This window comes from Tritonibacter horizontis (assembly GCF_001518015.1).
Lineage (GTDB): Bacteria > Pseudomonadota > Alphaproteobacteria > Rhodobacterales > Rhodobacteraceae > Epibacterium > Epibacterium horizontis.
Window position 1 is genome coordinate 17,757 of sequence record NZ_LPUY01000074.1, and the last position, 15,786, is coordinate 33,542.

16 protein-coding genes are annotated in these 15,786 nt (G+C 60.9%); 13 read left to right on the forward strand and 3 right to left on the reverse strand.

The window, feature by feature from the left end; all coding sequences use genetic code 11:
• Positions 1-5: 5 nt before the first annotated feature.
• Positions 6-836 (reverse strand): helix-turn-helix transcriptional regulator, encoded by an 831-nt coding sequence (locus tag TRIHO_RS12315; RefSeq protein WP_068243931.1) that lies wholly within the window; start codon positions 834-836, stop codon positions 6-8.
• Positions 837-971: 135 nt separating this feature from the next.
• Positions 972-1,835, reverse strand: a complete 864-nt coding sequence (miaA, locus tag TRIHO_RS12320) for a tRNA (adenosine(37)-N6)-dimethylallyltransferase MiaA (RefSeq protein WP_068243933.1) — start codon at positions 1,833-1,835, stop codon at positions 972-974.
• A gap of 142 nt (positions 1,836-1,977) precedes the next feature.
• Here miaA and pyrH point away from each other — a divergent pair, with 142 nt between their 5' ends.
• The 13 genes from pyrH (at position 1,978) to lpxB (ending at position 14,424) form a co-directional block, all read left to right on the forward strand.
• Entirely contained in the window at positions 1,978-2,724 is a 747-nt protein-coding gene (gene pyrH, locus TRIHO_RS12325; protein ID WP_068243934.1) for a UMP kinase, read from the forward strand.
• A gap of 195 nt (positions 2,725-2,919) precedes the next feature.
• On the forward strand, positions 2,920-3,483 hold the full coding sequence (gene frr / locus TRIHO_RS12330; RefSeq protein WP_068243937.1) for a ribosome recycling factor: 564 nt from the start codon (positions 2,920-2,922) through the stop codon (positions 3,481-3,483).
• Between the two features lie 9 nt (positions 3,484-3,492).
• Positions 3,493-4,263, forward strand: a complete 771-nt coding sequence (locus TRIHO_RS12335; protein WP_068244423.1) for an isoprenyl transferase — start codon at positions 3,493-3,495, stop codon at positions 4,261-4,263.
• A complete protein-coding gene (locus tag TRIHO_RS12340) occupies positions 4,260-5,066 on the forward strand; it encodes a phosphatidate cytidylyltransferase (protein WP_068243940.1) in 807 nt (268 codons plus the stop codon). The genes TRIHO_RS12335 and TRIHO_RS12340 overlap by 4 nt, the downstream gene beginning before the upstream one ends.
• Before the next feature lie 45 nt (positions 5,067-5,111).
• Positions 5,112-6,284: a 1-deoxy-D-xylulose-5-phosphate reductoisomerase gene (gene dxr / locus TRIHO_RS12345; RefSeq protein ID WP_068244426.1), complete on the forward strand. Its 1,173-nt coding sequence runs from the start codon at positions 5,112-5,114 to the stop codon at positions 6,282-6,284.
• A gap of 16 nt (positions 6,285-6,300) precedes the next feature.
• Positions 6,301-7,641 (forward strand): RIP metalloprotease RseP, encoded by a 1,341-nt coding sequence (gene rseP, locus TRIHO_RS12350; RefSeq protein ID WP_408646189.1) that lies wholly within the window; start codon positions 6,301-6,303, stop codon positions 7,639-7,641.
• Positions 7,642-7,801: 160 nt separating this feature from the next.
• Positions 7,802-7,930: a hypothetical protein gene (locus tag TRIHO_RS24305; RefSeq protein WP_269745356.1), complete on the forward strand. Its 129-nt coding sequence runs from the start codon at positions 7,802-7,804 to the stop codon at positions 7,928-7,930.
• A gap of 154 nt (positions 7,931-8,084) precedes the next feature.
• Positions 8,085-10,493 carry an outer membrane protein assembly factor BamA gene (gene bamA, locus TRIHO_RS12355; protein ID WP_068243945.1) on the forward strand — a complete coding sequence of 803 codons (2,409 nt, stop codon included), beginning with the start codon at positions 8,085-8,087 and terminating at the stop codon, positions 10,491-10,493.
• 49 nt (positions 10,494-10,542) lie between these two features.
• Positions 10,543-11,121 (forward strand): OmpH family outer membrane protein, encoded by a 579-nt coding sequence (locus TRIHO_RS12360; RefSeq protein WP_068244429.1) that lies wholly within the window; start codon positions 10,543-10,545, stop codon positions 11,119-11,121.
• A 63-nt stretch (positions 11,122-11,184) separates the two neighbouring features.
• Complete coding sequence (gene fabZ / locus TRIHO_RS12365; protein WP_068244433.1) at positions 11,185-11,667, forward strand: 3-hydroxyacyl-ACP dehydratase FabZ; 483 nt, start codon at positions 11,185-11,187, stop codon at positions 11,665-11,667.
• Entirely contained in the window at positions 11,667-12,452 is a 786-nt protein-coding gene (lpxA, locus tag TRIHO_RS12370) for an acyl-ACP--UDP-N-acetylglucosamine O-acyltransferase (protein ID WP_068243948.1), read from the forward strand. Before fabZ ends, lpxA begins: the two co-directional genes overlap by 1 nt.
• Before the next feature lie 15 nt (positions 12,453-12,467).
• Positions 12,468-13,256, forward strand: a complete 789-nt coding sequence (locus TRIHO_RS12375; protein WP_068243952.1) for an LpxI family protein — start codon at positions 12,468-12,470, stop codon at positions 13,254-13,256.
• Positions 13,257-13,260: 4 nt separating this feature from the next.
• Positions 13,261-14,424, forward strand: a complete 1,164-nt coding sequence (gene lpxB / locus TRIHO_RS12380) for a lipid-A-disaccharide synthase (RefSeq protein WP_068243954.1) — start codon at positions 13,261-13,263, stop codon at positions 14,422-14,424.
• A gap of 161 nt (positions 14,425-14,585) precedes the next feature.
• On the opposite strand, the gene mnmA is transcribed toward lpxB, so the two are convergent.
• Entirely contained in the window at positions 14,586-15,731 is a 1,146-nt protein-coding gene (gene mnmA / locus TRIHO_RS12385; protein WP_068244436.1) for a tRNA 2-thiouridine(34) synthase MnmA, read from the reverse strand.
• Between the last annotated feature and the right edge of the window lie 55 nt (positions 15,732-15,786).

Here is a 15,786-nt window from a genome sequence, read left to right on the forward strand (position 1 = left end):
CGAAATCAGCGGTTCTGGACCTGCGGTTTTGCGTCACCGCGTGCCGATTTGCGCAATGCGCTGGGAGTCTCGCCGGTGTGCTGGGTAATGAAACGGGTGAAATATGCGGCACTGCCAAAGCCAAGCGTCTGCGCGATGTCGCGCATCGGCAGGCTGGTGCGGATCAAAAGGCTCCTTGCGGAATGCAGGTGCCGTTCCGTCAGAAGCGCCGCTGCTGTCTTGCCGGTTTCCTGCTTGCAGACCCGCGTCAGATGGGTCGGCGTCACCCCAAGCTCGCAGGCATGGCCTGCCATGTTGTAGGCGCCTTCCGCATCCTGAGCGAGCCGCGCGCAATAGGCCCGGCACAGGCGTCGTGCGGCAGAGATCTTTTGGTTCTCGCTGGCCCGCTGCCACAGGCGTTGCACCTGGATGCCCATCAGGTCAGCATAGCTCAGAACGGCGCGAAGGGCGTGGTCGTCATTGATCTGCTGTTCGCGCTGAATGGCATCAAACAAGGTGTTGAGCCGGGCCTGTTCCTGCATGTCGCTGACCCGGATCTGCATCGGCGTTTCGGGCAGGTTGCAGGGCAGAGCCTCGCCCACCCGCAGCACCTGTCCGATGCTCTGCCGCCCAAGTTCCAGCGCAAACAGGGTGCGGGCGGGGATGCAGATTGCCGTATGAGGCCCAAATCCGCGACATTGCCCATCCATCAGCAACCGCCCCTGACCGCGTGTGATCCAGATAAGCAGATGACAATCGCGCTCATGCGCCAGTTCTATCTGCCACGCGCCTCCTGACATCAACCGAAGCAAAGGGCTAACGTCGAGCGGCCCGGTGGACTTGGGATCAAAGGGCATCGTTATTTGGACCGTGCTCAAAATACTTGGATGACGGGACCTTGGCGCGATGGTTTGATTCGATCAATTTGTTTGCCCGGATTTTCGCGAGAACTGTGAAAAAAGCCCCGGAACCCGTGAAAAAACAGCAGGATTTTAGGGGGAGAGGTCGACTTTGGTCCAATCCCCCATGCGGGACCGCAACCAGGTGCGTTGCCGTTTGGCGTATTGGCGTGTGGCGACAGAGGCGTCTTCCTGTGCCTGGTCCAGCGTCAGGCGCCCGTCCAGAAATCCCATGAGTTCCGGCACGCCGATCGCCTTGCAGGAGGGCAGAGCAGGGTCGTAGCGTGACCGCATCGCGCGGGCTTCGTCCAGCGCGCCACTGGCGATCATCCGGGAAAACCGCTGTCGGATGCGCGCCTCCAGGCTGTTCTTGTCCGGCAGAACCGCAAGGGCGCTACATTTGTCGAGCGGCAGCACCGGCGCTGGAGTTTCGTCCTGCCAATCGGCAAGAGGACGCTCGGTTGCGCGCAGGACTTCCCAGGCGCGCTGGACCCTGGCCCGATTGCGCATGTCGATGCGGGCCGCGGTCCTGGCATCCAAAAGCTGTGTAAGCTGGTCCAGCGTCAAGGTGTCGGCCTCGGCGCGCACCTGGGGCGGGGTTGGCGGAATTTCAGCCATGCCTTCGGTCAGCGCAAGAAAATACAGCCCGGTGCCGCCAACAATAATGGGCCGCTGCGGCCCGGCCAGCAAGGGCGTCACCTCGCGCAGCCAATGGCCCGCAGAATAGGTCGCATCATAGGCGTGATGACCATAAAGCGCGTGCGGCGCACAGGATTCGTCGGCTTCGGAGGGGCGGGCGGTGACCACCCGCCAGCAGTCGTAGACCTGACTGGCATCGGCATTGATAATCACACCACCGCCCGACTGGGCGATTTTCAGCGCCAGCGCGGATTTGCCCGAGGCGGTGGGCCCGGCAATCAGAACCGGCTGGTCTGATGGGATGTTTTCCAGATTCATCAATGTCTTCCGCTGTGTAATTGGGCAAGCTGCGCGACCCGTCGCAGCCGATTTGCAATAATCCGAATGGCTGGATTGATCCCGGGCGGCTTTTGCTCCATTTTGCCGACAGATTTAACCCCGACATAGTGCGGAGCACAATATGCCCCAGACAAGTGATCAACCGGACGCCTCGACGTCCGCGTCCTATAATCGTGTGATGTTGAAGATTTCCGGCGAGGCTCTGATGGGCACGCAGGGCTTTGGTCTGCATCCGCCAACCGTGCGCAGAATCGCCGAAGAGGTGAAGGCGGTGCACGATCTCGATGTGGAAATCTGCATGGTGATCGGGGGCGGCAACATCTTTCGCGGGCTGTCCGGCTCGGCACAGGGTATGGAACGCACCACGGCAGACTACATGGGGATGCTGGCAACGGTGATGAACGCGCTGGCCATGCAATCGGCGCTTGAGGATCTTGGGGTCTTCACCCGGGTCATCTCGGCCATTCGGATGGATGAGGTTGCCGAACCCTATATTCGCCGCCGTGCGGTGCGCCACCTGGAAAAGAAACGTGTCTGCATTTTTGCCGCCGGCACGGGCAACCCATATTTCACCACCGATACTGCTGCGACTTTGCGTGCCAATGAAATGGCTTGCGAGGCGATCTTCATGGGCAAGAACGGGGTTGACGGGGTCTATGACAAAGATCCGAAGACCAACGACGATGCCGTGCGCTATGACAACGTCAGCTACGATGATGTGCTGGCCAAACGGTTGAAGGTCATGGATGCCTCTGCCATCGCGCTGGCGCGGGACAACAATCTGCCGCTCTTTGTCTTCGGTCTCGATCAGCCCGGTGGTTTCCGGGGCGTTCTGGCGGGTGAGGGGACCTTTACCAAGGTGATGTAACCTCTCCGTTCGGGCGCGATGATGTCCCGATCTTCTGCACCAGCTTTTGCACCAGGCCGCTGACCCCGGTCTGGTGTGGGTTTCTGTTGGGCGGTGCCGCTTTCGCGGGCATTTACCCACTGAGATCGCTATACAATACCTCCATGATGGCTTATGAGCCGTCACAGACGACCTCAGCCAAGGGGAGAGAGCAGCATGTCTGACGATTTTGAACTGGACACCGACGACCTGAAGCGCCGCATGGATGGCGCAATGACAAACCTCAAGACCGAATTTGCCAGCCTGCGCACCGGCCGCGCCTCAGCGTCGATGCTGGAGCCGGTGATGGTGGACGCCTATGGCTCGCAAACGCCGATCAACCAGGTGGGGACCGTCAACGTCCCGGAACCGCGGATGGTCACGATCAACGTTTGGGACAAGGGTCTGGTTGGCAAGGTTGAAAAGGCGATCCGCGAGAGCGGCCTTGGCATCAATCCTCAGCTGAACGGCACCATTATCATGCTGCCGATCCCCGAACTGAACGAAGAGCGCCGCCGCGAGCTGACCAAAGTGGCCGGCCAATACGCCGAGCACGCCCGCGTGTCGATCCGCAATGTGCGGCGCGACGGCATGGATCAGATCAAGAAAGCCAAATCCGATGGCATGTCCGAGGATGACCAGAAATTCTGGGAAACCGAGGTGCAGGAGCTGACAGACAAGATGATCAAGGTGGTCGACGACGCGCTTGAAACCAAGCAAGCCGAAATCATGCAGGTCTGATTGCAACGCATGCCATCTGAGACCGACACAGGAGCCACGGCCAGCCTTGACACCGATGGCACAGAGACCGGTCCCAGGGCGGGGCCACGACATGTTGCGATCATCATGGATGGCAACGGTCGCTGGGCCCAGGCTCGGGGTCGGCCACGGCTGTTTGGGCATCATGCGGGCGCGCGCCGGGTGCGTGAAGTGGTCGAATGTTGCCCCGCGCTTGGCGTCAAATACCTGACGATATTTGCCTTTTCGACCGAGAATTGGAAACGGACCCAGGTCGAGGTCGCCGGGTTGATGAGCCTGTTCAGGCGCTATATTTCCAAGGAAATGAAAGCGCTGGCGGCCAAGAACGTGCGCGTTCGTTTTATCGGTGACCGGGTGCGGCTGGATACCAAGCTGATCAACCTGATGGACGCGCTGGAACGCGAAACCGCCTGCAACGATGGCACCCATCTGACCATTGCGCTGAACTATGGCGGAAGGGACGAGGTTGCCCGTGCAACCAAGCGGCTGGCGCAGGACGTTGCCAATGGCTCGCTGGATCCGGCGGACGTGGACGAGGAAACCCTGCCGCGCTATCTTGACACCCATGTGCTGCCCGATCCCGATCTGGTCATCCGCACCAGTGGCGAGGCGCGGATTTCGAATTTTCTGCTGTGGCAGTCCGCTTATGCGGAATATGAATTCATCGACACGCTCTGGCCGGATTTCACCGCCGAGGAGTTGGCCACGCTTTGTCAAAGCTATGGTCGGCGCGATCGTCGATTTGGCGCGGTCCGCAAATGACCAGCGCGCCGCGTCCGTCTTCTTCTGATCCGACAAAGCCGGGCCGCTGGGCCGATCTTTGGCTGCGCAGCCTGTCCGCCGTGGTGCTGCTCGGGCTGGGGGGCGCGTCGATCCATTTCGGGGGCGCGGCTTTTGCGGGCTTTGTGGCGATCTGTGTCGGCGCCGTCTTCTGGGAAATCTTGCGGATGTTCTGCGCTGACAGAACCCGCGTCGCGCTTGCCGGCGGCATTGTGGCGACCGCTGCGGTGTTCGGCGCAAGCCTGCTGTCGGTGTGGCTGGCGCCGCTGGTGCTGCTGGTGCCACTGTTGTTTGGCGCCTGGTTGCTGGACGGCCCGCGCAAAGCGTTCCTGGTCGTGGCGGCTTGGGTGCTCTTTGCCGGGTTCGGGCTGATCTGGCTGCGCGATGCCTATTGGGTCGGCTGGACCTTTTGGCTGATCTTTGTTGTCGTTGCGACGGATGTTGCAGGGTATTTTGTCGGCAAACACTTTGGCGGACCAAAGTTGTGGCCTGCCGTCAGCCCGAAAAAAACCTGGTCGGGAACCTCCGGGGGCTGGGCGGCGGCGGCGGCAATGGGGCTGGTTTTTGTGCTCCTGCTCGGCATGCCAGCGGATATCATCTGGATTTCGGTGTTTGTGTCGATGGCCAGTCAGGCAGGCGACATTGCCGAAAGCGCGCTGAAACGCCGGTTGGCGGTCAAGGATTCCAGTCAGCTGATCCCGGGACATGGCGGCGTTTTCGACCGGTTCGACGGGATGCTGGGGGCCGGGGCCCTGTGTTTCGTGGTGGCGATAACCTGGGGCTGAGCCGCTTTTGGCGCGCAGGTCTGAACAGGTGAGAAACGGATGGCGATGAGAAAAATTTCCATATTCGGGGCGACCGGCTCTATTGGACAGAACACCATCGACCTGATCCGGCGCGACCCGGAGGGCTATGACATCGTGGCCCTGACCGGTGGTCACAATATCGCGCAGCTCGCTCGGGATGCGCGCGATCTTGGTGCCAAGATCGCCGTGACCGCGCATGAAGATCGCCTGCCCGAGTTAAAGCAGGCGCTTCTGGGCAGCGGGATCGAGGCCGCCGCAGGCGCGTCGGCGCTGGTCGAGGCGGCAAGCCGTCCTGCGGATTGGATCATGTCGGCGATTGTTGGCGCGGCTGGGTTGGCGCCGGGACTGAAGGCGCTGGAACAAGGCAGCACCCTGGCGTTGGCCAACAAGGAATCGCTGGTCTGTGCCGGGTCATTGCTGATGCAAACCGCTGCGCGGCACGGGGCTCGTATCCTGCCGGTGGACAGTGAACATTCCGCGGTGTTTCAAGCACTTGTTGGCGAGCGGATCGCGGAGGTCGAGCGGATCATCATCACCGCGTCGGGGGGGGCGTTTCGCGACTGGCCGCTGGAGCGGCTGAAGAGCGCGACCCTGGCGCAGGCCTCGTCTCATCCCAATTGGGACATGGGGCAGCGGATCACGGTCGATAGTGCCTCGATGTTCAACAAGGCCCTGGAGGTCATTGAAACCCGTGAGTTTTTCGGCGTCCTCCCCGAGCAGATCGAGGTGCTGGTGCATCCGCAATCGCTGGTGCATGCGCTGGTAGGATTTCGCGATGGCGCGCTGATGAGCCATCTTGGCGCGCCCGATATGCGGCACGCCATCGGCTATGCGCTCCATTGGCCAGACCGCAAACATTTGCCGGTGGCGCGCTTGGATCTGGCCGCCCATGGCGGGCTGGAGTTTCGCGCGCCCGACCCGGACCGCTACCCGGCGCTGCGCCTCGCCTATGAGGTGATGGCGCGCGGTGGCCTGTGCGGGGCCGCCTTCAACGGGGCCAAGGAACGCGCGCTTGATCACTTTATCGCGGGGCGCATTGGCTTTCTCGATATGGCTGCCATAACCGAACATGTGCTTGACCAACTGGAGACCGAAGCTGGTCTTATTGATGACGCAATAACACTCGAAAACGTCACGCGAGTTGACGATCTCGCCCGCCGGGCCGTGGATCGTCGCGTGGTGCAGAAAGCAGGGTAAGATTTTGGACATAGCAATGGTGATCTCGCAACTGGGCGGGTTCTTGTACACGGTCGGCAGTTTTGTTGTTTTGCTGTCGATCATCGTGGCCGTGCATGAATATGGCCATTACATCGTCGGACGATGGAGCGGCATCCACCCGGAGGTCTTCTCGTTGGGATTCGGCCCGGTTCTGCTGAGCCGCGTCGACAAACGGGGCACCCGCTGGCAGGTGGCGGCGATCCCCTTTGGCGGGTTCGTCAAATTCCTGGGCGATTCGGATGCCGCCTCCGGGAAGGACGTCAGCCAGATTGAAGCCGCGCGGCAAGACCCTGAAATGTTGCGTAAAACCATGCATGGCGCACCGCTCTGGGCGCGCGCCGCCACCGTTGCGGCAGGGCCGATTTTTAACTTCATTCTGGCCATCGTGATCTTTGCCGGTGTCAACTTCAGCCAGGGGCAGATGCGCGAACCCTTGACCGTCGGCGAAATCAAACCGCTGCCAGAGCAGGGCTATACCCTGCGGGCGGGAGATGTGGTGCTTGGGGTCGAAGGGATCGCGACGCCGGATTTCTCTGACCCGCAGGCCTGGGACCGGTTCGTGTCCGAGGTGCCGATTGCGCGGCAGCTGGAGTATCGCGTCGACCGGGGGGGCAGCGAGAGGATTGTCGCGGGACCGGTGCTGATGCCCAGCGCCGTGGCGGGAATCGCGCCGCGCAGTGCGGCCTCGGACGCGGGCCTGCGCAGCGGCGATGTCATCACGCATATCGACGGGGACGAGATTTTTGCCTTTGCGCAGCTCAAGGACAAAGTTGAACAGGCCAATGGCGCGCCGCTGGCGCTGACCGTCTGGCGGGAGGGCAAGACGCGCGAGCTGACCCTGAGCCCGCGCCGGACAGACGAACCGGCGGCAGATGGTGGGTTCGAGAACAACTGGCGAATTGGCATTGCCGGTGCGCTGGCCTTTGATCCCGCCCGCGAGCCGGTGTCGCCTCTCAGCGCAATCGGGCAGGGCGCCGCGCAGGTCTGGCTGATGATCGAGCGGTCCCTGTCAGGCCTGAAGCATATGATCACTGGCGAAATCAGCACCTGCAACCTGTCTGGTCCGGTCGCAATCGCCGAGACATCCGGTGCAATGGCAAGTCAGGGCGCAATAGATTTCATCTGGCTGATCGCAGCGTTGTCGACGGGCATCGGCTTGCTCAACCTGTTTCCGGTGCCGGTTTTGGACGGTGGGCATCTGGTCTTTTTCGCCTATGAGGCAGTGTTCCGGCGGCCACCGAACGAACGTGCGATGCAGGTTCTGATGATGATCGGCATGGGCCTGATCCTCAGCCTGATGCTGTTCTCGATCAGCAATGATCTGCTGTTCTGCTGAAGCCCCCACGGGGCGGGATCGAGGCAAATGGAATACGTCGGCGGGCATGACGTCCCGCCGCTTTGCTGCCCAGATCTTGCCATAAAGCGGGGCTACGCTCGGTCTTGGGTGAGTGATTCCGGCCATGATTTCCGGATGACAAGAATTTCGGGAGCACGTTATGCAAACTCTGCAACGGTCCTACATGGGGCTTGGTCTGCTTATGCGGTTGAACACGGACCGGGCGCTGTTTTTCGGTGCGATCAGCGCGGCGCTGCTGTGTGGCGCATGGATCGCATCCGTTCTGTGACCTATCGGTTCGGTACGCGCCCCTAAGAATTTGGCGCGACCGGCAAAAAAGAAAAGGCAGCGGGAACAGATCCGCTGCCTTTCTTGTTTTTGACAACAGAGGTCAAACCCGATACGCACTTTTTAAGCGGTTACAAAAAATTGGGTTAAAACTGATGGTCTGGGGGAAAAACGCGGCATATGTCCGCGGCGCGCGTCGGAAATCTATTCGGTCTGTTTCTGCAAAGGGGCTTTTGGGCTCCACCGCAATTTTAGCGGTCGTAGCTCTCGGTATCGGTCTGGCGCCCATGGCGGCGTTGTCACAGGATTTCCGTTTCACCAACGTGCGTGTCGAAGGCAACCAACGCATCCAGAGCAACACGATTGTTGCTTATACTGGCCTCGCGCGGGGCGAGACGGTCAGTGCGGGTGCCTTGAACGATGCCTATCGCGGTGTGTTTGACAGCGGTCTGTTCGAATCCGTTGAACTGGTTCCGAACGGCAATACCCTGGTCATCAAGGTGGTTGAGCATCCCACCATCAGCCGCATCAATTTCGAGGGCAACCGCCGTCTGAAAGATGATGCGCTGTTCGAGATCATCGAATCCGCGTCGCGTCGCGTATTCAGTGCCGATCAGGCCGAGCGCGATGCGGCGGCAATCGCCGATCTCTACAAATCTCAGGGCCGGCTGGCATCGACCGTGACCCCACGGATCATTCGCCGCAGCGACAACCGGGTCGATCTGGTTTTTGAAATTGCCGAAGGCGACACGGTCGAGATCGAACGGGTGTCATTCGTTGGCAACCGGTCTTTTTCGGACCGCCGGTTGCGCCGGGTGCTGGAGACGAAACAGGCCACCTTCCTGCGCGCGCTTATCAACCGGGACACGTTGATCGAGGATCGCATTCAGTTCGATCGCCAGGTGCTGAACGATTTTTACCTCTCGCGCGGATATGTCGATTTTCGGATCAACAGCGTCAATGCCGAAGTCACCAAGGAACGCGATGCGGTGTTCATGGTGGTGGATGTCACCGAGGGTCAAAAGTTCAGCTTTGGTGACATCACCGTCACCAGCGAGTTCGCAGAGGCCGACCCGGACTTTTATCGCAGCTTTTTGCGGCTGAAGCCCGGCGTGACCTATTCCCCGATTGTGGTTGAAAACGCGATTACCACGCTGGAACAGCTGGCCGTCAAACAGGGGATCGATTTCCTGCGGGTCGAACCTCGGGTGACGCGCAACGACCGGGATCTGACGCTGGATATCGAATTCGCCATGGTGCGGGGCCCGCGTATTTTCGTCGAGCGGATTGATATCGAAGGAAATACCACGACCCTGGATCGTGTGATCCGGCAACAGTTCACCCTGGTCGAGGGGGATCCGCTGAACCAGCGCGAGATCCGAAACTCGGCCGAGCGCATTCGGGCGCTGGGGTTCTTCTCTGACGCTGAGGTCGACGTGCGCGAAGGCGGCTCGCCCAGCGAAGTGATCGTGGACGTGGATGTGGTCGAGCAACCGACCGGCTCCTTTACCCTCGGCGGGTCCTATTCCGTGGATGACGGGATCGGTGTCGCCATCGGCATCAGCGAAGACAACTTTCTGGGCCGCGGGCAACAACTGTCGTTCAACATTTCCACCACAGAAGAAAACGAAGCCTACAATCTGCGTTTTGTTGAGCCAAAGCTGTTGGGGCGCGATCTGCAATTCGCCATTGATCTTGGGCTGAGCGAATCCGAATCGAGCTTTGCCGAATATGATACATCGGCGCTGATTTTCCGCCCGTCGCTTACCTTCAATGCGAGCGATACGACAACGCTGCAAGTGCGGTACGCCTGGGACCAGGACGAGATGATTTCGCGCGGCAACGATTCCAATGGAAACCCGGTTGCCGGTCCGGTCTTTCGCAGTGAAATCGCCGAGGGTGAGCGGGTGACTAGCTCGGTTGGGGCGACATTTACTTATGACAGCCGCCGCACGGGGCTGAACCCAACCGCTGGGTTCCTGATCCAGAGCGGATTTGACTACGCTGGCATTGGCGGGGACAACGAATACCTGCGCGCAACCAACAAACTGGTGGCGCAAAAGCTGGTTTTCAACGAAGAAATCACGCTGCGAGCGACCTTTGAAGCCGGGTATCTCGGCTGGCTTGGCGACAACAACAGCCGTACCATCGACCGTTTCCTGTTGTCTTCGGACATCTTGCGCGGCTTTGAGCCTGGCGGTATCGGCCCACGGGACCAGTCACCGACGGGCAACGGCGGGACCTATGATGATGCGCTTGGCGGCAACCTTTATGCTGTGGCGCGATTTGATGCGGAATTCCCGCTCGGCTTGCCCGAAGAGATCGGGTTGCGTGGCGGGGTTTTCTATGACGTCGGCAACCTCTGGGGGCTGGAAGACACCAACGCCGCTGTGGCGGGCGGAGATGTGGTCGGGCGCAATGGCTCCTTCCGGCATGTGGTTGGCTTTTCGCTGTTGTGGACCACAGGGCTCGGCCCGTTGCGGTTCAACTTCTCCAAGGCCGTTGTCAAAGAAGACTTTGACAAAGAACGGAATTTCGACCTGACGATTCAGGCGCGGTTCTGACCCTTTGCTGTTGCGCGCAACAGGGCGATACTTTGGCGTAGCGGGGCTTCTGGTCTGGCTGCTCTTTGGGACGGGGCATGCGCAACCCTTTGCCCCCGGCGCTGGCACCGGGCAGTTCGCACCATTGAACAACCTTGGCCTGCCAAACAGTCCGCTGCTGACCATTCATTTCGACCGCCTGTTCAGCGAAAGCGCTTATGGCAAGCGCATCGCACGGGAAATGGAGGGGCGCAGCGCGGTTCTGATGGCCGAAAACCGGCGCATCGAATCAGAGCTGCGGGCCGAGGAGCTGGATCTGGCAGAGCGCCGGGCGACGATGGAGGCGGATGCCTTTCGGGCGCTGGCCACTGCCTTTGACCAGAAAGTCCAGGAAACGCGACGCACCCAAGAGGCCAAGTTCCTGGAAATCACCACCGCACGGGACGACGCGCGGCGGGCCTTTCGCGAAACGTCGATCCCGATCCTGGAACAGATCATGTCGGAAACCGGGGCTGCTGTGATCCTCGAGCAATCTACGGTCCTTTTGAGTGCAGAAGCCATCGACGTAACAGATCTTGCCATTTCCCGTGTGGATGCCATCCTGGGTGAGGGCAATGACAGCGACGGGCAAGAGGCTGATCTGCCCTGAACTTGCCCGCGCTGCCGGGACTTGTTAGGACCATCATCTACTTGAAACCATTGGAATATGACCATGACAGCTGACGCCAATCCAGACTTGAAAAGCGCCGACATCGGCTTGATCCAGAAAATCCTGCCTCACCGTTATCCGTTCCTGCTGGTGGATAAAGTGGTGGACATCGACGGCTTTCAATCTGCGCGTGGCATCAAGAACGTCACGATGAACGAACCGCATTTCCAGGGGCATTTTCCCGGTGCGCCGATCATGCCCGGCGTGACCATCATCGAAGCGATGGCGCAGACCTCTGGGGTGATGCTGGGGGTCGGGATGGATCTGGTCGGCACCGATATGCTGATCTATTTCATGAACATCGACAAATGCAAATTCCGCCGCAAGGTTGTTCCCGGAGACGTGCTGGAAATGCATGTGGAAACGCTGCGCGGCAAACCGGGCGGCAAGATCTTTAAATTCTCGGGGCGTGCCACCGTCGACGGAGAACTCGCCGCAGAGGCAGAGTTTACCGCGATGATCGACCGGGACGGAAAGGACGGCTGATGAGCACTATTCACCCCAGCGCGATTATCGAGGATGGCGCCCGGATCGGCGAAGGCTGTGAAATCGGACCCTTTTGCATCGTGGGCGCTGAGGTGGCTCTTGGGGACCGCGTGGTTCTGAAATCTCATGTCGTTGTCACCGGTGATACGGAGATCGGCGCGGATACCGTCGTGTTCTCTTTTGCCGTGCTGGGCGAGATCCCTCAGGATCTGAAGTTCAAGGGTGAGAAATGCCGGACGGTCATCGGCCAGCGGAACCGGATCCGCGAACATGTGACCATCAACGCCGGCACCGAAGGAGGCGGCGGTGTGACCCGGATCGGGGATGACGGCCTGTTCATGGCCGGCTGTCATATCGCCCATGATGCACAGGTCGGGGATCGTGTGATTGTCGTGAATTCCGCCGCGGTTGCCGGCCATTGTGTGCTGGAAGACGATGTGATCATTGGCGGGCTTTCCGGCATTCACCAATGGGTGCGGATCGGGCGCGGTGCCATCATCGGGGCCGTCACCATGGTCACGAACGATGTCATTCCCTATGGGCTTGTGCAGGCGTCACGTGGTGAACTGGATGGGCTCAACCTTGTTGGGTTGAAACGGCGCGGCGTGAAGCGGGGCGACATCACCGCGCTGCGGGCGGCGTTTCAGATGCTGGCACAGGGGGAGGGGACGTTTTCAGAACGGGCCCGCCGTCTGGGCGAGGAAAGCGAAAGCGAATACGTGCAGGAAATCGTGGCCTTCATTACAGGTGAAAGCGACCGGCATTTCCTGACCCCCGGCGGCTGAGAGAGATCTGAAACCATGATAGCATTGATTGCCGGGCGCGGTGCCCTGCCGGCCGAACTTTTGGCGCGTTTGCCCGACCGTCCCCTGATCTGCGCGATGGCCGGATCGGAACCCGATATGGTCGAGGCTGAGATTACGTTTCGGCTGGAACAGTTCGGTTCTTTTCTGGAGCGGCTGAAGGCGGCGCAGGTGACAGAGGTCTGTATGGCCGGCGCGGTCACCCGCCCCCAGATCGACCCCACCGCGATTGACGCCGCGACGCTGCCTTTGGTGCCGGTTTTGCAGGGCGCAATCGCCTCCGGTGATGATGGGGCCTTGCGGGCGGTCATCACGATCCTGGAGCAATCCGGATTTATCGTCCGGGCCGCGCATGAAATCGCGCCGGATCTGTTGATGGACGAAGGCATTCCCACCCAGGTCAAGCCGGGCGAGATCGACAAATCGGATGCGACCCGCGCATCGCAGATTGCCGTCGCCATGAGTGCTGCTGACGTCGGTCAGGCCTGCGTCGTGCGCGCCGGGCAAGCCATCGCGATCGAGACGCTGTTTGGCACCGACTGGATGCTGGCGAGTCTGGCCGCGCGCCCGGACGAACAGGGCGGTGTGCTGTTCAAAGCGCCGAAATCAGGTCAGGACCGGCGTGCGGATCTGCCCACAATCGGCCCGGCAACCGTCGAAGGTGCCGCCATGGCGGGCCTGAGCGGCATCGTGCTGGAGGCGCGGGGCGTGATCGTGCTGGACTGGGAAAAGGTCATCGCCGGATGTAATCGTCGCGGCATGTTCCTCTGGCTGCGTCAGGGCTAGGCTGATGGGCCTGCGGGTTTTCATTCTCGCCGGAGAGCCCTCGGGCGACCGGCTTGGCGCGGCGCTGATGGCGGGGCTGAAAACCCTGTCGCCCGGTGTCACCTTCGAGGGCATCGGCGGCGAGCGGATGCAGGCAGAAGGTCTCGCGTCGCAATTCCCGATGGAGGAGCTTTCGGTGATGGGGATCGCAGAGATCCTGCCGAAGTATCGCGCTCTCAAACGGCGGATCCGGGAGACCGCCGATGCGGTTTTGAAGATGCAACCGGATGTGGTGATCACCATCGACAGCCCGGATTTTTCCCTGCGCGTTGCTGGTTTGGTGAAAGCGGAAAGCGATATTCGCACCGTTCATTATGTTGCACCCTCTGTCTGGGCCTGGCGCCCCGGTCGGGCGCAAAAAATGGCGCGGGTCATCGATCATGTGCTGGCTCTGTTGCCCTTTGAACCCCCCTATATGCAGGCAGCCGGGATGGCGTGCGACTTTGTCGGCCACCCTGTTGTGTCAGAGCCGAAGGCGACGGAGGCTGACATCGCCGCCTTTCGTCAGTTGCATGACCTGGGGACCGACCCCGTGGTGCTTGCCTTGCCCGGATCACGGAGGTCAGAAGTTCACAAGCTTGCGGATGTCTTTGGCGCGGCCCTGCGGCAGTTTCACAGATCCCATCCGACCCATCGCATTGTCGTCCCGGCCGCTGGCAATGTGGCGCAGCTGGTGCGTGAAAAACTGGTGGATTGGCCGCAGGGCTGCGTGATCCTCGATCCCGCCGGGCAGGTGCCTGACGTCTTTGCCGCCCAGAAACGCGCGGCCTTTGCCACAGCAGAGCTGGCCCTGGCCGCCTCGGGCACGGTCTCCCTCGAACTGGCGGCGGCGCGCACGCCGATGGTGATTGCCTATCGGTTCAACTGGCTCACATGGCAGATCATGACCCGCATGGCGCTGATTGATACCGTGACCTTGGTCAATCTGGTCAGCGATACCCGCACCGTGCCGGAATGCCTTGGGCCGCGCTGCACGGCCGCGGCCATAGCGGCGGCCCTCTCTGGTGTCTTGGCCGCGCCTGACGCACAGCATCAGGCCATGCGCCTGACAATGGAGCGGGTCGGCGAGGATGGTCCACCACCGGGCCTGCGCGCCGCACAGGCCGTGTTGGACCGCCTTCCTGACTGAAAAACGCCCCTGCCGCACCATCGGGGGCGACAAGGGCGTCAGATGGAGGCAATCACATTATATGCTGCGGTCAAATTTTTCACTCGGCCGCCGCAGACCTGTTTTTGCCCGCTGAGCCGAGCGCGACACAGCAGGGCGGTGCGCCGCGCCATGGCTTGGCCTCAGGCACCGCGCCAAATCCAACCGCCACCGTAGATGCGGCTGCTGTCCGGGTCGTAAAACACACAGGCCTGACCGGGAGAGATCCCCTCTTCCGGGGTCATCAGCTCGACTTCGGCCTCGGTTTCAGAGATCGGTCGGACGATGGCATCCCGCGGCGGCCGGGTCGAACGGACCTTGATGCTCAGGTGCCATTCCTTGCGGCTGGAAAAGGGCACATCGCCCAGCCAGTTGATCTCGCGCACCGGAACGGTCCGTGTGGCCAGCATCTCTTTCGGGCCGACCACCACTTGTTTGCTGTCGACGTCCAGCTTGACCACATAGAGCGGATCACTCAGCCCCCCGATGCCCAGGCCACGCCGTTGACCGATGGTATAATGGATCACGCCGTTGTGGTCGCCAAGGACCCGCCCGTCCACATGCACGATCTGACCGGGTTCCGCCGCGCCGGGGCGCAGCTTTTCGATCACGGCCGCGTAGTTGCCGTTGGGCACAAAACAGATGTCCTGACTGTCCGGTTTGTCGGCCACGGCCAGACCATATTGCGCCGCCATTTCGCGGGTCGCATCCTTGGAGGGCAGGTGTCCCAGCGGGAAGCGCAAGAAATCCAGCTGCTCCGGCGTTGTTGAGAACAGAAAATAGCTCTGATCGCGGTTCGAATCGGCGGCACTGTGCAGTTCTGGCCCGTTGGGACCCATCTTGCGCTGGATATAATGCCCGGTGGCCATGCAGTCGGCCTCCAGATCCTTGGCGGTTTCCAGCAGATCCTTGAACTTTACCCGCTCGTTGCAGCGGATGCAGGGCACAGGCGTCGCGCCGGCAAGGTAGCTGTCGGCAAACTCGTCAATCACGGCATCCTTAAAAATGTTCTCATAATCCAGGACGTAATGTGGAAAGCCGCGTTCCTCTGCCACGCGGCGGGCGTCATGAATATCAAGGCCCGCACAGCAGGCGCCCTTCTTGGCCAGCGCCGCCCCGTGGTCATAAAGTTGCAGCGTTACGCCCACGACATCATAGCCCTGATCCGCCAGATATGCTGCCACAACAGAGCTATCGACGCCACCAGACATGGCAACGACGACACGCGTCTCGGAGGGCGGTTTTGCAAAACCAAGCGAATTCACTGGGGCCTCATTGTCCAGTGCCATGGTGTACTCCTTAACGGTCTGGGTGGGGATCGGGAAAGCATCGAAGAATATAAGA